The organism is Janthinobacterium sp. GW458P, from assembly GCF_002127585.1.
GTDB lineage: Bacteria > Pseudomonadota > Gammaproteobacteria > Burkholderiales > Burkholderiaceae_D > Janthinobacterium.
The window spans coordinates 13,948-35,542 of sequence record NZ_NEGZ01000046.1 but is presented as its reverse complement, the minus strand read 5'-3'; the positions used below and the strand labels follow the sequence as shown (position 1 = coordinate 35,542).

Genomic DNA, 21,595 nt, shown 5'->3' with positions numbered 1-21,595 from the left:
GTTTTTCACATCTGAGGGCAGGGGATGCTTAGGCTGCCTGGATGTTGGAAGCTTGCTTGCCTTTAGGGCCTTGCGTGACTTCGAATTGAACTTTTTGACCTTCTTTGAGGGTCTTGAAACCGTTCATGTTGATTGCGGAGAAATGAGCAAACAAATCTTCGCCGCCATCATCTGGAGTGATGAAGCCAAAGCCTTTGGAATCATTGAACCACTTAACTGTACCTGTTGCCATAAAAAGAACTTTCAAAATTAAAACAAATCACACGAGCCATAAAAGCAAGAAGCTTCTTGCCCCCTCCTCGACGTCTCACTTCTTATCAAGCTGTACATTACTGCAACAGTCGATACAGCATTGTTGGCGGAATAAATAATGAAGTCAAGCGCTTTTCCATCGATATTGCCAAATTCTTCACGACGACCAAAAAAGCAACTCTTGATTTCGGCGGCAAGGTCGCCATCTGCGCAGTATTAAGAAAACGCGTAAGATTGAAAACAATTGGAAACGCGCAGATATAGCGCATGACAACCACTGTGAAAGCATTAGAATAAGCGTATGGCAACCAAGCACGACACAGAAACCCTGCTGGAGCGGCAAGTACTGAAGCCGCCGCCGCTCTACCAGGTGGCCTTGCTCAATGACGACTACACCCCGATGGAATTTGTGGTGGCCATCATTCAGGAGTATTTCAACAAGGACCGTGAAACGGCGACGCAAATCATGCTCAGTGTTCATCGCTACGGCAAAGGAGTGTGCGGCGTGTTCTCTAAAGATATAGCGTGTACCAAAGTGGAGTTCGTTTTAACGCATGCGCGCAAGGCGGGGCACCCCCTGCAGTGCGTGATGGAGGAAGTATGATTGCGCAGGAATTAGAAGTAAGTTTGCACATGGCGTTTGTCGAAGCTCGACAGGCACGGCACGAATTCATCACGGTTGAGCATTTACTGCTGGCACTGCTGGATAATCCCTCCGCAGCGGAGGTATTGCGTGCCTGCGCGGTCAATATTGAAGACCTGCGCAAGACCCTCACCAATTTCATCGGCGATAACACGCCGACCGTGCCTGGCACGGGCGAAGTCGACACCCAGCCGACGCTTGGTTTCCAGCGCGTGATCCAGCGCGCCATCATGCATGTCCAGTCCGCCTCGAATGGCAAGAAGGAAGTCACGGGCGCCAATGTGCTGGTGGCCATCTTCGGCGAAAAGGACTCGCATGCTGTTTACTACCTGCACCAGCAGGGCGTGACGCGCCTGGACGTGGTCAACTTCATCTCGCACGGCGTGCGCAAGGACCAGTCGACGGAAAGCGCGAAAGCCTCCGAAGGCGTGGAAGAAGCGCCCGTCGACGGCCAGCCGAAGGAAAGCCCGCTCGACCAGTTCACGCAGAACCTGAACAAGGCCGCGGCCGAAGGGCGGATCGACCCGCTGATCGGCCGCGAGGATGAAGTCGACCGCGTGATCCAGATCCTGTGCCGCCGCCGCAAGAACAATCCGCTGCTCGTCGGCGAGGCGGGCGTGGGCAAGACCGCCATCGCCGAAGGCCTGGCCTACCGCATCACGCAAAGCGACGTGCCGGAAATCCTGCAGAATGCCGTCGTGTATTCGCTGGACATGGGCGCCTTGCTGGCCGGCACCAAGTACCGCGGCGACTTCGAACAGCGCCTGAAAGCCGTGCTCAAGCAATTGAAGGACAATCCGAACGGCATCCTGTTCATCGACGAGATTCACACCATCATCGGTGCGGGTTCGGCGTCGGGCGGCACGCTGGACGCGTCCAACCTGCTGAAACCGGCACTGGCGAATGGTCAACTGAAATGCATCGGCGCGACCACGTACACGGAATTCCGCGGCGTGTTTGAGAAAGATCATGCCCTGAGCCGCCGTTTCCAGAAAGTGGACGTCAACGAGCCGACCGTCGAACAAACCGTGCAGATCTTGCGCGGCCTCAAGTCGCGCTTCGAAGAGCACCATGGCGTGAAATACTCGGCCTCGGCCCTGTCGACGGCGGCCGAACTGGCGGCGCGCTTCATCAACGACCGCCACCTGCCCGACAAGGCGATCGACGTCATCGATGAAGCGGGCGCGGCGCAGCGCATCCTGCCGAAGTCGAAGCAGAAGAAAACCATCGGCAAGGCCGAGATCGAGGACATCATCGCCAAGATCGCCCGCATTCCGCCGCAAACGGTCAACCAGGACGACCGCAGCAAGCTGCAGACGATAGACCGCGACTTGCGTAATGTTGTTTTCGGGCAAGATCCGGCCATCGACGCGCTGGCCTCGGCCATCAAGATGGCCCGTGCCGGCCTGGGCAAGACGGACAAGCCGATCGGCTCCTTCCTGTTCTCCGGTCCGACGGGCGTCGGCAAGACCGAGGTGGCGAAACAGCTGGCCTTCATCCTCGGCATCGAGCTGATCCGTTTCGATATGTCGGAATACATGGAGCGCCATGCCGTCAGCCGTTTGATCGGCGCGCCACCGGGCTACGTCGGTTTCGACCAGGGCGGCCTGCTGACGGAAGCGATCACCAAGAAGCCGCACGCGGTCTTGCTGCTCGATGAAATTGAAAAAGCCCATCCGGACATTTTCAATATCCTGCTGCAAGTGATGGATCACGGCACCTTGACGGACAACAATGGCCGCAAAGCCGATTTCCGCAACGTGATCATCATCATGACGACGAATGCGGGCGCGGAAAGCCTGCAAAAGGCGTCCATCGGCTTTACCAGCTCGAAACAGGCTGGCGACGAGATGGCCGACATCAAGCGCATGTTCACGCCGGAGTTCCGCAACCGTATCGATGCCACCATCAGTTTCCGCGCGCTGGACCAGGAAATCATCCTGCGCGTGGTCGACAAGTTCCTCATGCAGCTGGAAGAGCAGTTGCACGAGAAAAAGGTGGAAGCCGTGTTTACCGAGAAGCTGCGTGCCTTCCTCGGCAAGAAAGGTTTCGATCCGCTCATGGGCGCGCGGCCGATGTCGCGTTTGATCCAGGACATGATCCGCAAGGCGCTGGCCGACGAACTGCTGTTCGGTCGCCTGGTGTCCGGCGGCAAGGTCACTGTCGATCTCGACGACAAGGACCAGGTCTTGCTGGAATTCCCGGAACCGCCAGACGCGGCGCCGACGGCGCCACCGGAAACGGTGGAAGTCGAGTAATCGACCGCAGCGCCACGCGCGACCCAAAAACCCGCCCACGCAAGTGGCGCGGGTTTTTTTATGTCCGGAAAGCGTGCCATGGAAATTGTTGTGTAAATATCCTTATTTAAAAATAGGTATTTCTTTTCCGCAAGCTATGCAAGAATCGATATCCCGATGTCTGCCTGGCCCCACGTCGTTTCCTTAGCTCGTTGAAAGACCGCTTACATGACCATCTCCCGCACCCTTGCCTCCCTCCTGTTTTCCGCCGGCCTGCTGGGCAGCGCCGCCGCTGCCGTCGCGCCCGCCGCCAGCTATTTCCGTTTTCCCGCCGTGCGCGGCGATACCATCGTCTTCACGGCCGAAGGCGACTTGTGGAAAAGCAATTTGCGCGGCGGCGCGGCGCAGCGGTTGACCACGCATCCCGGCTATGAAACGAACGCGGCGATTTCGCGCGACGGCCAGTGGCTGGCGTTTTCCGCCGCCTACGAAGGGGCGCAGGAAGCATATGTGATGCCGCTGGCGGGCGGCTTGCCGCGCCGCATCTCGTTTGACAATGGCGGCGTGCTGGTGCTGGGCTGGACGGCACAGGGCGAAGTGCTGGTCAGCACGCAAAATACGGATGGCCCCGCCTCGCGCCGCATCGTCGCCGCCATCGATCCCGTAAAACTGACGCGGCGCGTGTTTCCCGTGGCCGACGCCAACGACGCCGTGCTCGACGACGCCGGCACGACCCTGTATTTCACGCGCTTCGGCCTGGCCGTGACCAACGACAACGTGCGCAACTACCGGGGCGGCGCGCATGCGACCCTGTGGCGCTATACGCTCGATGGCAAGGCTGAGGCCATGCCCATGCACACGGATGCGGCCGTGCAGGCCGGCAACAACAAGCGCCCCATGTGGTGGCAGGGCCGCGTCTACTACATCAGTGACGCGGGCGGCAGCGACAATCTGTGGAGCATGCTGCCCGACGGTTCCGACCGCCGCGCGTTGACCGGCCACACGCAGTGGGACGTGCGCAACGCGTCCCTGGGCGATGGCCGCATCGTCTACCAGCTGGGCGCGGATTTGCACGTGCTCGATGTGAATGCCGCCGCGGCCGACGTCTCGCAGCCGCTGGCCATCAGCCTCGTGTCCGATTTCGACCAGCAGCGCACGCGCCAGATCCGCTCGCCGCTCGATACCTTGAGCAATGTCCAGGTGTCGGGCAAGGATGAGCGCATCATCCTCACTGCAAGGGGCCGCGTCAGCATCGCCGGCACGGGCAGCCTGCGCCGCGTCGACATCGCCATTCCGGAAGGGGCAAGGGCGCGCGACGCCGTCTTTTCCAGCGACGAGAAGTCCGTCTATGCCATCGTCGACACGAGCGGAGAAAACGAGATATGGAAGTTTGCCGCCGACGGCTCGGGCAAGGGCGAGCAACTGACGACGCAGGGAAATAATCACCGCTGGAAGCTGTATCCGTCGCCGGACGGGCGCTGGCTGGCGCACACGGACAAGAAGGGCCGCTTCTGGCTGCTGGACCTGGCAACAAAAGGCAACCAGCTGATCGACGACGCGGGCAAGGCGGGCGTGGACAAGCACGATGAAGTGCAATGGTCGCCCGACAGCCGCAACCTGGCCATCGTGCGCGTGGCCAGCAATGAGCAGCGCGAGCAGATCGGCCTGTACAACCTGGCGTCGAAGCAGCTGCAGTTCGTCACCAGCGACCGTTATACCTCCGGCTCGCCCGTGTTTTCGCCGGACGGGCGCTGGTTGTATTTCATGTCGGCGCGCAATTTTCAGCTGGCCAACGGTTCGCCATGGGGCGACCGCAACATGGGGCCCGTGTTCGACAAGCGCACCGGCGTGTATGCGCTGGCATTGCAGCCGGGCAACCGCTTCCCCTTCCAGCCCGACGATGAGCTGAGCCGTCCGGGAGTGAAACCGGCCGAGACGGACGATGAAAAGGCGGCCGAATCGGCGGCGGAAAAGGCATTGGAAAAGGCCGGCGGCAAGGCGGCCGTGAAGAAAGTGCCGGCCGCCCTGCCGGATGTCGTCTTCAAGGGCCTGGCCGAGCGCCTGTACGAGGTGCCGCTGGCTGCGGGCAACTACAGCGCGCTGGCCATGGATGACAAGCGACTGTATTTCCTCGAGCGCGAAAGCGGCGAGAACAAGTCCAGCCTGAAGACGCTTGCCATCGGCAATACCGGCTCCAAGCCGGAACTGCTGGTGGCCAGTGTGCGCGAATTCGACCTGGCGACGGATAAAAAACACCTGTACTACCGCACGGCCACGGCCACGGGGCCGGGCGAGATGCTGGTGATCGAGGCGGGCGCCAAGCTGCCGTCCGACCTGTCGAAGGCGAAAGTAAAAGTCGACGACTGGACGTTTGTGTCGAATCCGCGCCTGGAATGGAAGCAGATGTTCAACGACGCGTGGCGCCTGCACCGCGACTTCCTGTACGACGCGAAGATGCGTGGCGTGGACTGGAAGGCGGCGCGCGATAAATATGCGCCGCTGGTCGAGCGGGTCACGGACCGGGCCGAGCTCAATGACGTGCTGGGCATGATGGTGGCCGAGGTGGGCGCCCTGCATTCGCAGATCCGTCCCGGCGAATTGCGCCGCACGGAGCAGGAAGGCACGCCGGCGGGCCTGGGCGCCGTGCTGGCGCGCACAAACGAGGGCTATCGTGTCGAGCATGTCTACCGCAGCGAGGCGGAACTGCCGTCGGCGCGCGCGCCGCTGTCGCGCCCCGAGGTCGACGTGCGCGAAGGCGACGTGATCACGGCCGTCAACGGCAAGGACGTCCTGGGCGCGCGCGACATCAGCGACCTGCTGCTGAACCAGGCCGACAAGCAGGTCTTGTTGCAGGTCAAACGCGGTAATGGCAAGGCTGCGCCGCGCGCCGTCATCGTCACGCCCGTCAACATGGCGAAACAGACGGCGCTGCGCTATGGCGACTGGGAACTGAGCCGCGCCGAGCAGGTGGCGGCCGTCTCGCAGGGACGCATCGGCTACTTGCACCTGCGCGCCATGGGGCCGAACGACATCGCCTCGTTCGCGCGCGATTTTTACGCCAACATCAACCGCGAAGGCCTGATCATCGACGTGCGGCGCAATAACGGCGGCAATATCGACAGCTGGATCATCGAAAAGCTGCTGCGCAAGGCCTGGGCCTACTGGGCGCCGCCGGGCGTGCAGCCATCGACGAACATGCAGAACACCTTCCGCGGCCACCTGGTGGTGCTGGTCGATGAACTCACGTATTCCGATGGCGAGACCTTCGCCGCCGGCATCAAGGCATTGAAACTGGCGCCGCTGGTGGGCAAGCGCACGGCCGGCGCCGGCGTCTGGCTCAGCGACAATACGCGCCTGGCCGATAATGGCATGGCGCGCGTGGCGGAAAACGGCCAGTTCGGCATCGACGGCCAGTGGCTGATCGAAGGCGTGGGCGTGCTGCCGGACGTCGAGGTGGACAATCCGCCGCACGCCACCTTCAATGGCGCCGACCGCCAGCTGGACGTGGCGCTCGACATGCTGGCGAAAAAGCTCAGGGAGCAGCCGCGCCCGGCCTTCCAGGCGCAGCCGATCCCCGCGCTGAAGTAAGGGGCTACAGGCTGCAGGCGGCCTTCACGCGCGGCACCAGATAGCCGTGCTGCTCGTGATGGCGCAGGTCAGCGGCGGACGGCACGTCCTGGTGCGAGCCAGTCCGCTGGTGCCGCCCGCGCCGCCGTGTCCCGTGCCGCGCTGCCATAATCGTGCGGGTGAGGCCATTCGTCCAAGGGCTCTTTTGTATGGCTGAAAAATCAGCCGGCGCGCAGGCGGCGCCACAGGGTGGTGCGGCTGATGCCGAGGTAATGGGCGGCTGCGTCGCGTCGCCCGCCGAAGCGCGCCAGTACGGCGCTGGCGCTTTCGTCTTCCGGGCGCGGCGGTGCGGCGGCAGCCGGTACCGCCAGCGCGGTGGGCGCGGCGGCGCCATGGGCCAGTTCGGGCGCCACGCCCAGCACGAAGGCGGGCGTCAGCGCCTGCAGCGGTTCGGCGGCCAGGAACAGCGCCAGCCTTTCGGCCAGGTTGCGCAGTTCGCGCACGTTGCCGGGCCAGCCGTAGCGGCGCAGCAGCGGCGCGCAGGCCTGGATTTCCGCGTGCAGGTTCGGATGCGGGCGGGCGCCCAGCGCGGCCAGGGCGTTTTTCAGCGACCATTCGGCCAGGCCGGGAATGTCGCTGGCGCGTTCGCGCAGGGCCGGCAAATGCAGGCGCAGCACGGCCAGGCGGTAGAACAGGTCGGCGCGGAAGCGGCCTTCGCGGATGCGCTGCTCCAGGTCGCAGTGCGTGGCGCTGATGATGCGCACATTGATGGCGATAGGCCGCGTGCCGCCCACGCGCACCACTTCGCGCTCTTCCAGCACGCGCAGCAATCGCGTTTGCAGGGCCAGCGGCATTTCTCCGATTTCGTCGAGGAACAGGGTGCCGTGGTTGGCCGCTTCGAACAGGCCCGCATGGCCGCCCCGGCGCGCGCCCGTAAAAGCCCCGTCCTCGTGGCCGAACAGCTCCGACTCCAGCAGGGACTCGGCGATGGCGCCGCAATTGATGGCGATGAAGGGGCGGTTGGCGCCCAGGCTGCGCGGGCTTTCGCGGTGGATGGCCTGCGCCACCAGCTCCTTGCCGCTGCCCGTCTCGCCCTGGATCAGCACCGTCGCCGGCGAGCGGGCGAACAGCACCACCGACTGGCGCAGCGCTTCCATCGCCTCCGATTCGCCGCGCAGGTCGTGCAGGCCGTGGCGCGCGCGCAGGGTATCGGCCACCACCGTGCGCCGTCCCCGGTTCGATTCGAGCTGGGTCAGGCGCGCCAGTTCCAGCGCGTCGTCGAAGGCGCGCCGGATCGAGGTGGCGGAATACACGAAGACGGCGGCCAGCCCTGCCTCCTCGGCCAGGTCGGTGACGAGGCCCGCGCCGACGACGGCTTTGACGCCCTCTGCCTTCAGTTCATTGATCTGCGCGCGCGCGTCTTCTTCGGTGGCGTAGGTGCGTTGCGCGATCTGGAAGCCGAAGGTGGCGGCAAATTCGCCCAGTTCCGGCATCGGGTCCTGATAGGTGACGACGCCGATGTGCGGCGAGATGCGCCGCGCGCGCGCCAGCGCCTGCATCACGTCGTAGCCGCTGGCCTTGGCGATGATGACCGGTACCGACAGCCGGCCTTTCAGGTAGGCGCCGTTCGAGCCGGCCGCGATGACGGCGTCGCAGCGCTCCGTGGCCATGCGCTCGCGGATGTGGCGCACGGCGTCGTCGAAGCCCAGGTTGATCGGCTCGATCGTCGCCAGATCATCGTATTCGAGCGTGATGTCGCGGAACAGGTCGAACAGGCGCGAGACGGAGACGGTCCAGATGACGGGTTTGTCGCGATGGTCGAGCGGGGGCTGGGGAGGGCGGCGCATGCTTTATTCTAAACGATTTGTTTCATCTTTTTGATATGCAACACCGTTGCAACATGCATGTTGCAACTGGTCTGTGGTGTTTCAGATATTGCCAAGAAGGAATATGAAAAAACCCCCGGAAACTGGTTTATGATCTAGCAGCACCATGATGCCTGAGGAATATATTGCTCAGGCGCATGCCCGACCGCTACCAACCGACCCACGGTGTCCATGAACCGCGTACCGACCAGCCCCGATTTTATCGCCGATGCCTTGCAGCTGATCGCCTTGCCGGCGTGCGCCTGCGATGCCTGCGGCATGGTGGTGGCGGCGAATGGCGCCCTGGTCGACTTGCTGGGCCGGGATGTGTCGGGCCGCTTGCTGGCCGATTGTTTTACCGATGCCTACCGCGCGTCGAGCAGCAGCATGTTGCGCGGCGCGCTGGGGGCGGCCGGGCGCGAGCGGCGCTGGGACAGCAGCCTCGAAGGGGAGACGGGCGCCATTGCCGTGCAGGTGTGGGCCAAGCCGCTGCCCGTGGGCGACGGCTTGCCCGGCGCGACGCTCGTGTTTGCGGACATCAGCGTGCAGCAGCGCGACCAGCAGGCCTTGCGCAAGACCCTGCTCGAGCAGCAGGCCATCCTGGAGAGCGCGGCCGTCGGCATCGTCTTTTCCAAGGGCGGCTTCATCGAGGAGTGCAATATCCGCGCCGCCGAAATGTTCGGCTATGCGCGCCACCAGCTGACGGGCATGCCGGGCGCGGTGCTGTACCGCTCCGCCGAGCATTGCCGCGTGCTGGGACTGGAAGCGGCGCCGCTGCTCTCGAAGGGCAAGCCGTACCGCACGGAGCTGGAATTGCGGCGCCAGGATGGCTCGCTGTTCTGGAGCCGCCTGCACGGGCGCGCCGTCGATCCGCTCAACACGCATGACGGCACGGTATGGATCGTCGAGGATATCAGCGACCACCGGCGCGACGAGGACCAGTTGCGCCGCGCCGTGCTGGAAATGCAGGCCGTGATGGACAACGCGCCGCTGGCCATCGGCTTCCAGCGCGACAAGGGCGTGCTGCGCTACAACCGGCGCTTTGCCGAATGCTTCGGCTTTGACGGCGACAGCGGCGTGGGTCTGGCTGTCGCCGAGCTGTACCCGTCGCGCGCGGCCTACGAGAACGTGGTGCGGCAAGCGGCGCCCCTGCTGCGGCGCGGCTTGCCGTTCCAGGGCGAGATGGAGATGCGCCGGCGCGACGGCTCGACCTTCTGGGCGCTGGCGTACGGCTATGTGCTCAATCCGGAAAACCAGCCCGACCGCGCCCTGCGCGACACGATCTGGCTGTTCGATGACCGCAGCGCGCAAAAGGCGGCAGAGGAGGCGATGCGCCAGCTGATGCTGGAGCAGCAGGCCATTCTCGATAACGCTTCCGTCGGCATCCTGTTCTCGCGTTCGCGCCTGGTCCTGCGCTGCAATCCCCGCTTCGCCGAAATGTTCGGCTACACGCAGGACGAGATGATCGGCCTGCCCGCCGCCGAACTTTTTCCCTCGCCCGCCGCCTACGCGCAGTTCGGCGTGCAGGCCACGCCGTTGCTGGGGCAGGGCTTGCCGTACGAGCAGGACGAGTCGCTGTTCCGCCGCCGCGACGGCACGCTGTTCTGGTGCCGCATCCGCGCCAAGGCCGTCGACCAGGCGCACAGCGAGCAGGGTGCCATCTGGATCCTCGAAGACATTACCGCCAGCCGCCAGGCGCAGATGGAAGTGGCGGCCATCATGACGAATGCCTCGGTGAGCATCCTGTACACGAAGAACCGCCAGATCACGCGCTACAACCTGGGCTTTGCCACGATGTTCGGCTACAGCGGCGACGAGGCGCTGGGCCTGCCCGGGCGCGCGCTGTACGTGTCGCAGCAGTCCTACGACTTGCTGGGCGCGGCGGCTTTCCCCTTCCTCTCCGTGGCCAAGCCTTTCCAGACGGAAGTGGAGATGATGCGCCGCGACGGCAGCACCCTGTGGGCGCAGCTGATCGCCTATGTCGTCAATCCCGACGATCCGGCCGCCGGCACCATCTGGATCATCGAGGACCGCACCGAAGCCAAGCGCGCCGAGGAGTCCTTGCGCAACGCGCTGCTGGAAAACCAGGCCATCCTCGACAGCGCCGTGCTGGGCATCTCGGTGGTGGAGGGCGGCCATAATTTGCGCAGCAACAGCAAGATGGAAGAGCTGTTCGGCTATGGACCGGGCGAGATCAACGGCCTGTCCGTGCAGGCGCTGTATCCGGACGTGGCGGCCTGGAAGGCGGCGCGCAGCGAAACGGAGCGCGACTTCGGTGCGGGGCGCGTGCACATGTCGGAGTACCAGCTGGTGCGCAAGGATGGCAGCCGCTTCTGGGCGCGCCTGTCGGGACGTCCCTTTGATCTGGCGCATGCGCATGGCCGTTCCGTGTGGCTGGTCGACGACGTGACGGCGCGGCGCGAGGCGGCCGAGGCGGTGCGCCGCGCGCGCGACGAGCTGGAATTGCGCGTGCATGAACGCACGGCCGAACTGGCCGGCGCGAACCTGCTGCTGCAGGGGGAAATCGTCGAGCGGCGCCAGGCCGAGGCGCGCGTGCACCATATGGCGTACCACGATAACCTGACGGGATTGCCGAACCGCGCGCTGCTGTCTGACCGCCTGGAGCGGGCCATGCTGGCGTCGCAGCGCTCGGAGCGCAAGCTGGCCGTGATGTTCATCGACCTGGACCGTTTCAAGACCATCAACGATTCGCTCGGTCACATGACGGGCGACCTGCTGCTCAAGGAAGTGTCCGGCCGCCTGTGCCGCGCCGTGCGCGCCAGCGACACCGTGGCGCGCCTGGGCGGCGATGAATTCGTCGTGCTGGTGCCGGGCATCCGCGGCGCCGAGGAAGCCTCGCGCGTGGCCGAGAAAATCATCGAGTCGCTGATGCCGGCCTTCCCGCTGGACGGCCACGTGCTGCACATCACCCCGTCGATCGGCATCTGCGTGTATCCGGACGACGGCGGCGACGTCGACGCCCTGATGCGCCATGCCGATGCGGCCATGTATCACGCCAAGGGCAATGGCCGCAACAATTACCAGTTCTTCACGCAGACGATGAACCAGGCCGCGGCCCTGCACTTCGACCTGGAAAGCAGCTTGCGCACGGCGCTGGCGCAGGACCAGTTCGAGCTGTATTACCAGCCCGTCATCGATATCGCCACGCGCAGCCTGCACGGCATGGAGGTGCTGCTGCGCTGGCGTCGTCCCGGCCACGGCCTGGTGCTGCCGGACCGCTTCATTCCCATCATGGAGGAAAACGGCCTGATCGTGCCGGTTGGCGAGTGGGTGATGCGCCAGGCGTGCGAGCAAAGCATGGCGTGGCAGCGCCAGGGCCTGCAGCCGGTGCCGCTGGCCGTGAACCTGTCACCGCGCCAGTTCATGCACAAGGGCCTGGTGGCGACCATAGCCGCCGTGGTGCGGGAAACGGGCATCGATCCGGCGCTGCTGGAATTCGAGATCACGGAAACGGCGCTGATGCAGCATGGCGAACATACCCTGGAGATTTTGCGGCAGATCAATGGCATGGGCTTGCGCCTGTCGATCGATGATTTCGGCACCGGCTATTCCAGCCTGGCTTACCTGAAGCGCTTCCCCGTGAAGAAGGTCAAGATCGACCGCGCCTTCATCAAGGACCTCGAGCACAGCGCGGAAGACCGCGCCATCGTCTCGGCCATCATCGCGCTGGCCGACAGCCTGCAATTGTCGACCGTGGCCGAGGGCGTGGAGACGGAAGAGCAGTTCGCCCTGCTGCAGGCGCATGGCTGCCGCTATGCGCAGGGCTATCTGTTTTCCGCGCCCGTGCCTGCAGCGAATGCGCAATCGCTGCTGCAGCGGGTGGTCCTTAGTTAATCGATCGTCGCCACGACGGGCGCATGGTCGGACGGCTGTTCCCACTTGCGCGGCAGGCGGTCGATCACGCAGGCCTTGCAGCGCGCGGCGAGGGCCGGCGACAGCAGGATATGGTCGATGCGCAGGCCCTTGTTCAGGCGGAAGCCCAGCTGGCGGTAATCCCACCAGCTGAACGATTTTTCCGCCTGCTCGAACAGGCGGAAGGAATCCGTCAGGCCGATGTCGAACAGGCGCTGCAGGGCGGCGCGTTCCTTGTCCGAGACCAGCACCTGGCCGGCCCAGGCGACGGGGTCGTGCACGTCGCGGTCGTCGGGCGCGATATTGTAGTCGCCCACCACGGCCAGCTGCGGGTGCTGCTGCGCTTCTTCGGCCAGCCAGTCGTGCAGGGCGGCCAGCCAGCCCAGCTTGTATTCATACTTGTCCGAGTCGACGCTCTGGCCGTTCGGCACGTAGGCGCAGACGACACGCACGCCGCCTATGCTGGCGGCCAGGATGCGCTGCTGCGCATCTTCATAGCGCGGGTTGTTCTTCACCACGTCCGTGATCGGCAGTTTCGACAGGATGGCCACGCCGTTGTAGGTTTTCTGGCCGCTGAAGACGACCTGGTAGCCGGCCGCCTCGATCTCGGCGACGGGAAACTTGTCGTCCGTCAACTTGGTCTCTTGCAGGCAGAGTATGTCGACCGGATTATCTGTCAGCCACTGCAGCACTTGCGGCAGGCGCACTTTCAGCGAGTTGACGTTCCAGGTGGCTAGTTTCATGGGGAAAAATCCTTGCTTGAGTAGGTGGCGATCAGGTGTCGATAGGCGCGAATCTTACCGCATGCGTGTCGCCGGCGTCGTGCCAGGCTTGCCGGCCAGGCGCTTTATTTGCTGGGAGGGAAAATGAATGTAGAAAAAGTATTTATTTTTAGCCAATCGTGGCGCATGAATATTATGTTTTTGTGTATGATTGATCAACCCCTATGTTTGATTTGGCATAAGTGGCCGGCACGGTATGATGCGTATCGTCTTTTAACGCGAGAAACGTGTAAAGTTTCTCGCTAAGACGCGATAAAAACTACTAAAATGGCACAATGTAACAACTGTGTCACACGGTTTTGTTACTGCCAACGTAGGAAATCAACAGGAAGCAGTTGTAATTAGTTGTAATTGCTATTCCGATTACATGACCACTGTGCCCGGGGCGGAGCAGCGATTCCATCCCTGGCGCCGCCAGACTTGTTATATAAATTGCAGTACTATATCTATGAGACTGTTTTGCGACATCAATAGATGGTACTATTTTGAAATGTTGCAGTTTTAATAGTGAGACTTGCGCGTAGCATTTGCAAAGGAAGAAAATGCGAACTGCATTTGAAGCGTGGGCGCAGCGTGACGGCCACATTGTGCGGCGAAGAGAAGACAAACCGGATGAGTACCTGATTTTTGAAACCCAGCGCCGCTGGGTTATCTGGCAGGCAGCTCTGACGCATGGCAAGACGGCTCCCAAGCCGCGGGTCAGCGCGGCCGAAAAGGCGGCGAAGGCGCAGCGTGCCCTGGAAATGTCGTCCGATGAAGCGACCGTGCGCAACAAGGTACTCAATGAGGTGCTCGACGCCTTCAGCAGCGCCGATGGCGCGGCCGGCATGGAAGGCATTTTGAAGGTGATCCAGGGCTTGAAGATGAAGCAGAAGGCACTGGCTGACGACAAGAGCGAAGATTCCACGGCTTGAGGGGGCGGCGATGCGTTATCGGCACTACAAGGGCGGCATTTACGAACTGGTGTGCGAAGCCACGCTGGAAGCGGACCTGACGCCGATGATCGTCTATCGCGCCGCTGACGGTTCGATCTGGACGCGGCCGAAAGACGTGTTCTTTCAGCTGATCGAGGTCGAAGGCGTCATGGTGCAGCGATTTGCCCCCATCAACTGATGGCCGCCCGCGTGCGTGCCAGGGATACTCTTCATGCGTAAATTGCTGCCTGCCGCATTCGTGCTGGGCTTTGCCTGTGCCGCGGCGCATGCCGAAACCATCGGCTCCGTCGACACGGTGTTCAAACTGATCGGCCCGGATCACAAGATCGTCGTCGAAGCCTACGACGATCCCCGCGTCGCGGGCGTGAGCTGCTATCTGTCGCGCGCCAAGACGGGCGGCATCAAGGGCGCCGTCGGCCTGGCCGAAGACAAGGCCGATGCGGCCGTGGCCTGCCGCCAGGTGGGGCCGCTGCAGTTCAAGGGCAAGCTGCCGCGCCAGGAAGAAGTGTTTACCGAGCGTGCCTCGATCTTCTTCAAGCATGTGCGCGTGGTGCGCATGGTCGACAGCAAGCGCAATGCGCTCGTCTACCTCGTGTATTCCGACCGCCTGATCGAAGGCAGCCCGAAAAACAGCGTCACTGCCGTCGCCGTGCCCGGCGAGCAGCCGATTCCCGTCCGTTAAGCGAGCTACCCATGCGTGGCTTCCGTTCCGCCGCCATCCTCGCCGCCAAGGCGATACTGCTGTCCGGCCTGGGCGGCTGCGCCACCCTGACAGGCAATGCCGATCAGATGGTGCTGGTGCAAACCATCCTGGATAACCGCGAGCTCAATGGCGCCGGCTGCATACTCAGCAACGACGTCGGCAAGTGGTTCGTCACCACGCCCGGGCGCATCACCATCCGCAAGAGCCGCGAACCGCTGAAGGTCGATTGCCGCAAGCACGGCTCGCCCGCCGTCGCCGTCGATGACAGCATCGATCCCAAGCTCAATGCTAGCGTGTGGGGCAACGTCATCCTGACCCTGGGCGTCGGCTATTTCGTCGACCGCAACACGGGCGCCGGCTTTGACTACCCGTCGGTCCTGACGATCGTCATGCAGGACCCGGCGCGCATGGCGCCGCCGGCGCCGGTTCCCGCACCGCCGCCGGCGGCCGCCGTGCCGGAAGCGGTGGTGCAGCCGAAGGTGGCGCCGCTGCCGATTCCCGATCGCGTCGTCTACTGATTCATGCGCTGCGCATAAAAAAACCGCCATGGTCGCAAGACCTGGCGGTTTTTTTTACGGTGTCACGACGCCTGACAAAACCGTCGCGAGCGGGAGCTAGTGGTGGCCGAGAAGCGCAGCTGTACTTCAGGTACAGCGAGCATCGCCGGCCGCCAATAGCCCCGCGCAGCAGGTTTGGTCTGGCGTTTCCTTACACGCGGTTGATCAGGAACGTCGTGAGCAGTGGCACTGGACGGCCGGTCGCGCCCTTCGAGCCGCCCGATTTCCATGCCGTGCCGGCGATGTCCAGATGGGCCCAGGTGTACTTCTTGGTGAAGTTTTCCAGGAAGGCCGCCGCCGTCACCGAACCGCCGCCCGGCGTGCCGATGTTGGCCAGGTCGGCGAAGTTCGACTTCAGCTGCTCGTTGTAGGCTTCTTCGATCGGCATGCGCCATGCGGTGTCGCTGGCCTGCTTGCCGGCCGCCAGCAGTTCATTGGCCAGCTGGTCATGCGCCGCGTCGCTGCGCGTAAACAGGCCGCTGTTGTGGTGGCCCAGGGCGATGACGCAGGCGCCCGTCAGGGTGGCGATATCGACCACGGCTGCCGGCTTGAAGCGTTCGGCGTAGGTCAGCGCGTCGCACAGGACCAGGCGGCCTTCGGCGTCGGTGTTGAGCACTTCGATGGTCAGGCCGTTCATCGAGGTGACGATGTCGCCCGGCTTGGTGGCGCGGCCCGACGGCATGTTTTCGCACGCGGCGATGACGCCGATCACGTTCAGCTTCAGGTTCATTTCGCCGATGGCGCGGAAGGTGCCCAGCACCGACGCGGCGCCGCACATGTCGTACTTCATCTCGTCCATGCCGGGACCGGCCTTGATCGAAATGCCGCCCGTGTCGAAGGTGATGCCCTTGCCGACCAGGACGACCGGCGCATCCTTGGCCTTGCCGCCCATGTGTTTCAGGACGATGAACTTCGGCGGCTGCTCGCTGCCGTTGGTGACGGACAGGAAACTGCCCATTTTCAGCGCTTCGAGCTGTTTGCGGTCGAGTACTTCGACTTCAAACTTGTAATCCTTGGCCAGTTGCTTGGCCGTGTGGGCCAGGTAGGTCGGATTGGCGATGTTGGCCGGCAGGTCGCCCAGATTGCGCGTCAGGTCGGAACCGTTGGCGATGGCGATGGCTTGCGCCAGCGCGCCGCGCGTGGCGGCCGTCGCAGGTGCCGACAGGACGATCTTGCGCACGCCTGCCGGCGCCGGATCTTTTTTGCTTTTTTGCGAGTCGCAGCGGTATTCGCTGTCATGGGCGGCTTGCACCACGCAACGGATTGCCCAATTTACGTCACGCTCTTTCACATCCGTCAGCGGTAATGCGATAATGGCGTCCGCAGCGCCCAGGGAGCCAAAGGCCTTCAGCGCCGCTTGTACACCGGTAGCGAAGCTTTTTTCGCTGACGGTTTCATCGCTGCCCATGCCGACGAGCAGAACGCGTTCGGCGGCGACACCATCGATGGCGCGCAGCAGCAAGGTGCTGCCTGGCTTGCCGCTGATGTCGCCGGACTTCAGCGCAGCCGAAATCGCACCCTTGCTGTCCAGCGATTTTGCCGCTGGCGACAGTTTTTTGTTTTCGAATACCGCAACCGCGATGCATCCGCTTTTGGCCGTGCCGAGGGTGCTCTTGGTATCGAATGCTTTTATGCTAAAGTCCATTTGGTTCTCCGTTTTCATTTACTAGTAACGTGTTACTCAACTAACTGACCCGAATTATAAACTCCGAATGATCTTTCAACGCGCCCTTCGACGTGAATTGGCTAGTGCCGCCGGGGCCACCTTCACTGTTTTGTTCAGCATCCTGCTCACCTGGATGCTGATCGGTATTCTCGGCAAGGCGGCGGGCGGCAAGATTGCGTCGTCCGACGTCATGTCGCTGATGGTCTTTTCGGCCCTGATGCAGCTGCCCACCATCCTCATTCTCACCGGATTCATTGCGGTGCTGATGGTCGTCACGCGCAGCTACAAGGAGTCGGAGATGGTGGTGTGGTTCGCCTCCGGCCTGAGCCTGTCGCGCTGGATCTGGCCCGTACTGAGCTTCGGCCTGCCGCTGGTGCTGGCCACCGGCATCCTGAGCCTGTACGCCACGCCGTGGGCGCAAAAGAAAAGCGACGAGTATGTGGCGCGCTTTGAAAAGCGCGAAGACCTGCAGAAAGTCACGCCGGGCCAGTTCCGCGAATCGGCCGGCAGCAACCGCATCTTTTTCGTCGAGGGTGTCACCGGCGAGAAAAACGTGGTGCAGAACGTGTTCGTCAACACGGTCGATGAAAAAGGCAGCGCCGTCGTCGTCGTCGCCAAAGAAGGCGTGATCAATACCGACGCCCGGGGCGAACGCTTCCTGGTCCTCAAGAGCGGCCGCCGCTACCAGGGCACGCCGACGCAGGCCGACTTTCAGACCATGGAATTCGAGCAGTACATCATGCGCATCGAAAGCAAGCAGCAAGACCTGGGGGCGGATCTGGGCGTGCGCGCCATGAGCACCATGGCGCTGATCGCCGAACCGAATCCCTACACCATGGCCGAACTGCTGTGGAGGGTCAGCGCGCCGCTGATCGGCCTGATGCTGATCCTGCTGGCCATCCCGCTGGGCTTTGTCAATCCGCGCGCCGGCAGTTCGGCCAACCTGATCGTGGCCTTGCTGATCTTCTTTACGTACAGCAATCTGATCAAGGTGGTCGAGGCGAGCGTAAAACAGGGGCGCCTGAGCTTTGGCGTGGCCTGGTGGCCGCTGCACCTGCTGGCGGCGCTGGCCGTGGTGGCGCTGTTCGCCTGGCGCCTGAATGTGAACCACCGCTATCATCCGCTGGTCCTGCTGGCGTCCTTCAAGCGCGCGCGCCGCGCCGGCAACCCAAGTAAAGCGGCATCGAAATGAAGATTTTACAGCGCTATTTTGCCGTCTCGATTTTCCAGGCGGTGCTGTTCGTCCTGCTGGCCTTCCTGGCGCTGCAGGCTTTCATCGACCTGACGGGCGAGCTGCCCAAGGTGGGCAAGAACGGCTACAGCATCCAGTACGCCTTCCTGTACGTGCTGGTGCTGGTGCCGGGCCACGTCTATGAAGTGATGCCGATCGCCGCCCTGATCGGCACCATCTACACGATGGCGCAGTTTGCCGCCAGCTCGGAATTTACCATCATGCGGGCGTCGAGCATGTCGACGGCGATGGCGGCCGGCTTCCTGTTCCGCATCGGTATCGTCTTTGTCGTCATCACCTTCATCTTCGGCGAGTTGATCACGCCGCGCACGGAGCCGCTGGCCGAGCGCCTCAAGCTGACCTCGCGCGGCGCGGCCGTGTCGAGCGAATTTCGCTCCGGCCTGTGGACCAAGGACATGGTCAAGAGCGAGGGCCTGACGGGCGCCGTCACCGGCTCGCGCTTCTTCAATGTTGGCGAAGCGCGTCCTGACGGCCAGCTGAAAAACGTCAAGCTGTATGAATTTGACACCACAATGCGCTTGCGCACCTTGACCGTGGCCAATAGTGCTACTTATCAGGGCAATAATACCTGGCGTCTGACCGATGTGACGGAAACCTCGTTCTCGAACAGCGCCGCCGCCTCGCCGGGCTACGCGCCCAAGCTGGAAAACTACTATGGCCAGGAAACGAGCCTGGTACGCACGGTAAAGAGCGCGAGCAAGGACATGGTGTCCGAAGTGACGCCGAAGATTCTGACGGTGTCCGCGTCCGACCCGGAACGCATGTCGGCCAGCGAACTGGCCGTGTATACGCGCCACCTGGCCGAGAACAAGCAGGAAACGGAGCGCTTCCGCATCGCCTTCTGGAAAAAGCTGATCGATCCGCTGGCCATCTTCGTGCTGATGGCGCTGGCGCTGCCCTTCGCCTACATGCATACGCGCAGCGGCGGCATCAGCCTGAAGATCTTCATCGGCATCATGATCGGCGTGAGCTTCATGCTGGTCAACACGCTGTTCTCGCACCTGGGCTTGCTGAGCACCTGGCCGGCCTTCCTGACGGCCGTGGCGCCGAGCGCCCTGTACCTGCTGCTGGCGCTGGGCGCCCTGTGGTGGGTGGAGCGGCACTGATGGAGACGAACGTGAAACAGGCACTGATCTTGTTTGCCCACGGCGCGCGCGCCGCATCATGGGCCGCGCCGTTCGAGCGCCTGCGCGAGCTGACGCAGGCGCGCATGCCCGGCACCGCCGTGCACCTGGCCTTCCTGGAACTGATGACGCCGCGCCTGCCCGAGCTGGTGGCGACCCTGCTGACTGACTTGCCCGCCGGCGCCATCCTGGACGTCACCGTGGTGCCGGTGTTCCTGGGGCAGGGCGGGCATGTGCTGCGCGACTTGCCCCTGTTGCTTGACGAACTGCGCCAGCAGCATCCGGCACTGCGCCTGAACGTGGTCGAGGCGGTGGGCGAGAACGCCAGCGTGCTGGCCGCCATCGCCGATTACTGCGTGGCCGCGCCAGCTTCCATTTCCCGGCCTTGAACGGCAGCGCCGCCGCCATCGATGTCGTCTACCTGTGGGTCGACGGCGCCGATCCGGCCTGGCGCGCGCGCCGGCAGCAGGCGTACGCCGCCTGGGCGCAGGCGCATCCGGGCCAGCTGGCCCTGCACGGCAACGTGGCTGGCCGCTACCGCGACAACGGCGAATTGCGCTACAACCTGCGCGCGCTCGAGCGTTTCTTCCCCGGCCACGGCCATATCTACCTGCTGACGGACCGGCAGGTGCCGGCCTGGCTGCGCGCATCGAAGCGCCTGACGGTGATCGACCACGCCAGCCTGATGCCCGGCGCGGCCTTGCCCGTCTTTGATTCAGGTCATATCGAATCGTATCTGCACCATATTCCCGGCCTGTCCGAGCGCTTCCTGTACCTGAATGACGACGTCTTCCTGGGGGCGCCGTTCGAGCCGGCATTCTGGTTTGGCGAGGGGGACGACGGCCGCCTGAGCGTGTTCACGGAAAGCGCGCTGCAGCAGGAAGCGGATGGCTTGCGCGCCGACGTGGCGGCGCCCGTCAATTGCGCTGCCTTGTCGCGGCAATGGCTGTCGGCGCAGTATGCGGGCTACCGGCACGAGCCGCGCCTGTACGCGCATGCGCCGCGGCCCATGCTGAAAAGCGCGCTGCACGAGCTGGAAGGGCTGGCGCCGTCCATGTTTGCCGGCGTGCGGGCCACGGTGTTCCGTGCATGGCAGGTGCCGGCATTGCTGCCGGACCTGGTGCCGCGCTGGATGGTGCACATGGGGTATGCGCATGCGCATGTTCTCGATCCGCTGCATGTCGCCAGCGGCGACGCGGACGCGCCGCGGCAGCTGGAGCAGCTGCTGGCGCATTTCGGCCGCCTGCCATTCTTCTGCATCAACGACACCTGCGACGAAGCGGACGATGACGATCCGCGCCTGCTGCGCGTGGCGGCCACCTTGCAGCAGCTGCTGCCGCTGCCATCGTCGTTCGAACGGACCTAGCTGGCCTGTTTTCCCCTGGAAGCCAGGCTGATGCGCGCCGCGGCCGAGCTGTCGGACAGCGCAGCGAGGAACAGCAGCAGGTAGGCGCCCAGTTCCAGCACTTCTTCACCGAGCAGCGCATAAGCGTCCGGCATGCCGTGAAACACCTTCTTGTCGAACGGCCAGCCGGCCACCATCAGCAGGCCGCCGATGAGGGTCAGGATGGTAATGCGCATGGCGAAGATCTGCGGCGCCGCCGCAAACACCTTGCGCGCGCGGGGCGCGAAGAAGACCAGCAGGCGTATCAGGATCAGCAATTCCACCACGCGCAGGGCTTTTTCTGCCTGCGCCCAGGCGGGCGCCGTGCCGAACTGGTCGATATCGAGTTCGCGCAGCAGGAAACCGAACAGCAGGGCGGACATGCCTGCGTGCATCAGAAAGCGCAGCGACTGGCGCTCGGTTTCCTGCCAGGCGCGCATGCCGTGCACCGTGCAGGCCAGGGCCAGGAACAGCGCCTGCAGCCATTCCAGAAGATGGTTTTCGTCATCGATATCAGGAAAGACCGTCCACAGGGCGATGGAGGCTGCCATGCTCAGGAGTACGGCGCTGGCGACGCCGGCATTGCTGCGGCTGAGCGAAATCAGGGCTTCGCGCATGGAATTGACATTCATTGTTGGGTCGTAACTGCTAAAGTTGCGCGGCGGCGGTATTGCAGCCTGCGGGCGCAGCTTTTTTCGGGGAGACTGCCGCGCGCTTCCCGTCAGCCGGGAGGCCGCGCAGCAAGCGCTATGGCG

17 protein-coding genes are annotated in these 21,595 nt (G+C 63.4%); 12 read left to right on the top strand and 5 right to left on the bottom strand.

The window, feature by feature from the left end:
- Positions 1–28: 28 nt before the first annotated feature.
- Positions 29–232, bottom strand: coding sequence for a cold-shock protein (locus tag CBW50_RS21090; RefSeq protein ID WP_010395943.1), 204 nt, complete (start codon positions 230–232; stop codon positions 29–31).
- A gap of 321 nt (positions 233–553) precedes the next feature.
- On the opposite strand from CBW50_RS21090, the gene clpS reads away from it, so the two are divergent.
- From clpS to CBW50_RS21075, 3 genes are all read left to right on the top strand, one after another.
- Entirely contained in the window at positions 554–856 is a 303-nt protein-coding gene (gene clpS, locus CBW50_RS21085; RefSeq protein ID WP_034751577.1) for an ATP-dependent Clp protease adapter ClpS, read from the top strand.
- The gene (gene clpA / locus CBW50_RS21080) at positions 853–3,153 is read left to right on the top strand and encodes an ATP-dependent Clp protease ATP-binding subunit ClpA (RefSeq protein ID WP_086147365.1); all 2,301 of its coding nucleotides are present in this window, start codon (positions 853–855) and stop codon (positions 3,151–3,153) included. Before clpS ends, clpA begins: the two co-directional genes overlap by 4 nt.
- Positions 3,154–3,360: 207 nt before the next feature.
- Positions 3,361–6,720, top strand: coding sequence for a S41 family peptidase (locus CBW50_RS21075; RefSeq protein WP_086147364.1), 3,360 nt, complete (start codon positions 3,361–3,363; stop codon positions 6,718–6,720).
- A gap of 200 nt (positions 6,721–6,920) precedes the next feature.
- Here CBW50_RS21075 and prpR read toward each other — a convergent pair whose 3' ends face one another.
- Positions 6,921–8,546 (bottom strand): propionate catabolism operon regulatory protein PrpR, encoded by a 1,626-nt coding sequence (prpR, locus tag CBW50_RS21070; protein WP_086147363.1) that lies wholly within the window; start codon positions 8,544–8,546, stop codon positions 6,921–6,923.
- 210 nt (positions 8,547–8,756) lie between these two features.
- Between prpR and CBW50_RS21065 the strand changes: the two genes are divergently transcribed.
- Entirely contained in the window at positions 8,757–12,419 is a 3,663-nt protein-coding gene (locus CBW50_RS21065; RefSeq protein WP_086147362.1) for an EAL domain-containing protein, read from the top strand.
- Here the strand turns inward: CBW50_RS21065 and xth are convergent.
- A complete protein-coding gene (gene xth, locus CBW50_RS21060) occupies positions 12,416–13,180 on the bottom strand; it encodes an exodeoxyribonuclease III (protein ID WP_086147361.1) in 765 nt (254 codons plus the stop codon). The genes CBW50_RS21065 and xth overlap by 4 nt on opposite strands.
- Positions 13,181–13,761: 581 nt before the next feature.
- Here xth and CBW50_RS21055 point away from each other — a divergent pair.
- Genes CBW50_RS21055 through CBW50_RS21040 form a run of 4 tightly spaced genes read left to right on the top strand, consistent with a single transcriptional unit; the run spans position 13,762 to position 15,375 of the window.
- Positions 13,762–14,133 carry a hypothetical protein gene (locus tag CBW50_RS21055; protein ID WP_086147360.1) on the top strand — a complete coding sequence of 124 codons (372 nt, stop codon included), beginning with the start codon at positions 13,762–13,764 and terminating at the stop codon, positions 14,131–14,133.
- 10 nt (positions 14,134–14,143) lie between these two features.
- Positions 14,144–14,332, top strand: a complete 189-nt coding sequence (locus CBW50_RS21050; RefSeq protein ID WP_034782199.1) for a DUF1653 domain-containing protein — start codon at positions 14,144–14,146, stop codon at positions 14,330–14,332.
- Positions 14,333–14,365: 33 nt separating this feature from the next.
- Positions 14,366–14,836, top strand: a complete 471-nt coding sequence (locus tag CBW50_RS21045) for a CreA family protein (RefSeq protein WP_086147359.1) — start codon at positions 14,366–14,368, stop codon at positions 14,834–14,836.
- An 11-nt stretch (positions 14,837–14,847) separates the two neighbouring features.
- Positions 14,848–15,375, top strand: a complete 528-nt coding sequence (locus tag CBW50_RS21040) for a hypothetical protein (protein WP_193068936.1) — start codon at positions 14,848–14,850, stop codon at positions 15,373–15,375.
- Between the two features lie 190 nt (positions 15,376–15,565).
- Here the strand turns inward: CBW50_RS21040 and CBW50_RS21035 are convergent, their stop codons facing one another.
- Positions 15,566–17,059, bottom strand: coding sequence for a leucyl aminopeptidase (locus CBW50_RS21035; RefSeq protein WP_086147358.1), 1,494 nt, complete (start codon positions 17,057–17,059; stop codon positions 15,566–15,568).
- A gap of 67 nt (positions 17,060–17,126) precedes the next feature.
- Here CBW50_RS21035 and lptF point away from each other — a divergent pair, with 67 nt between their 5' ends.
- From lptF to CBW50_RS21015, 4 genes are read left to right on the top strand one after another with little or no spacing between them, the layout of a single operon-like run.
- Positions 17,127–18,272, top strand: coding sequence for an LPS export ABC transporter permease LptF (gene lptF, locus CBW50_RS21030; protein ID WP_086147357.1), 1,146 nt, complete (start codon positions 17,127–17,129; stop codon positions 18,270–18,272).
- Positions 18,269–19,438, top strand: a complete 1,170-nt coding sequence (gene lptG / locus CBW50_RS21025; protein WP_086147356.1) for an LPS export ABC transporter permease LptG — start codon at positions 18,269–18,271, stop codon at positions 19,436–19,438. The genes lptF and lptG overlap by 4 nt, the downstream gene beginning before the upstream one ends.
- Positions 19,438–19,845 (top strand): sirohydrochlorin chelatase, encoded by a 408-nt coding sequence (locus CBW50_RS21020; RefSeq protein WP_086147355.1) that lies wholly within the window; start codon positions 19,438–19,440, stop codon positions 19,843–19,845. Before lptG ends, CBW50_RS21020 begins: the two co-directional genes overlap by 1 nt.
- Positions 19,842–20,822, top strand: a complete 981-nt coding sequence (locus tag CBW50_RS21015; protein WP_226936445.1) for a stealth family protein — start codon at positions 19,842–19,844, stop codon at positions 20,820–20,822. The genes CBW50_RS21020 and CBW50_RS21015 overlap by 4 nt, the downstream gene beginning before the upstream one ends.
- Here CBW50_RS21015 and CBW50_RS21010 read toward each other — a convergent pair.
- A complete protein-coding gene (locus CBW50_RS21010) occupies positions 20,819–21,472 on the bottom strand; it encodes a hypothetical protein (protein WP_139842588.1) in 654 nt (217 codons plus the stop codon). The genes CBW50_RS21015 and CBW50_RS21010 overlap by 4 nt on opposite strands.
- Between the last annotated feature and the right edge of the window lie 123 nt (positions 21,473–21,595).

Bases quoted from the DNA above. Each gene is read 5' to 3' on its own strand.
- CBW50_RS21090 (WP_010395943.1), bottom strand. From the start codon at position 232: ATGGCAACAGGTACAGTTAAGTGGTTCAATGATTCCAAAGGCTTTGGC.
- clpS (WP_034751577.1), top strand. From the start codon at position 554: ATGGCAACCAAGCACGACACAGAAACCCTGCTGGAGCGGCAAGTACTG.
- clpA (WP_086147365.1), top strand. From the start codon at position 853: ATGATTGCGCAGGAATTAGAAGTAAGTTTGCACATGGCGTTTGTCGAA.
- CBW50_RS21075 (WP_086147364.1), top strand. From the start codon at position 3,361: ATGACCATCTCCCGCACCCTTGCCTCCCTCCTGTTTTCCGCCGGCCTG.
- prpR (WP_086147363.1), bottom strand. From the start codon at position 8,546: ATGCGCCGCCCTCCCCAGCCCCCGCTCGACCATCGCGACAAACCCGTC.
- CBW50_RS21065 (WP_086147362.1), top strand. From the start codon at position 8,757: ATGAACCGCGTACCGACCAGCCCCGATTTTATCGCCGATGCCTTGCAG.
- xth (WP_086147361.1), bottom strand. From the start codon at position 13,180: ATGAAACTAGCCACCTGGAACGTCAACTCGCTGAAAGTGCGCCTGCCG.
- CBW50_RS21055 (WP_086147360.1), top strand. From the start codon at position 13,762: ATGCGAACTGCATTTGAAGCGTGGGCGCAGCGTGACGGCCACATTGTG.
- CBW50_RS21050 (WP_034782199.1), top strand. From the start codon at position 14,144: ATGCGTTATCGGCACTACAAGGGCGGCATTTACGAACTGGTGTGCGAA.
- CBW50_RS21045 (WP_086147359.1), top strand. From the start codon at position 14,366: ATGCGTAAATTGCTGCCTGCCGCATTCGTGCTGGGCTTTGCCTGTGCC.
- CBW50_RS21040 (WP_193068936.1), top strand. From the start codon at position 14,848: ATGCGTGGCTTCCGTTCCGCCGCCATCCTCGCCGCCAAGGCGATACTG.
- CBW50_RS21035 (WP_086147358.1), bottom strand. From the start codon at position 17,059: ATGGACTTTAGCATAAAAGCATTCGATACCAAGAGCACCCTCGGCACG.
- lptF (WP_086147357.1), top strand. From the start codon at position 17,127: ATGATCTTTCAACGCGCCCTTCGACGTGAATTGGCTAGTGCCGCCGGG.
- lptG (WP_086147356.1), top strand. From the start codon at position 18,269: ATGAAGATTTTACAGCGCTATTTTGCCGTCTCGATTTTCCAGGCGGTG.
- CBW50_RS21020 (WP_086147355.1), top strand. From the start codon at position 19,438: ATGGAGACGAACGTGAAACAGGCACTGATCTTGTTTGCCCACGGCGCG.
- CBW50_RS21010 (WP_139842588.1), bottom strand. From the start codon at position 21,472: ATGAATGTCAATTCCATGCGCGAAGCCCTGATTTCGCTCAGCCGCAGC.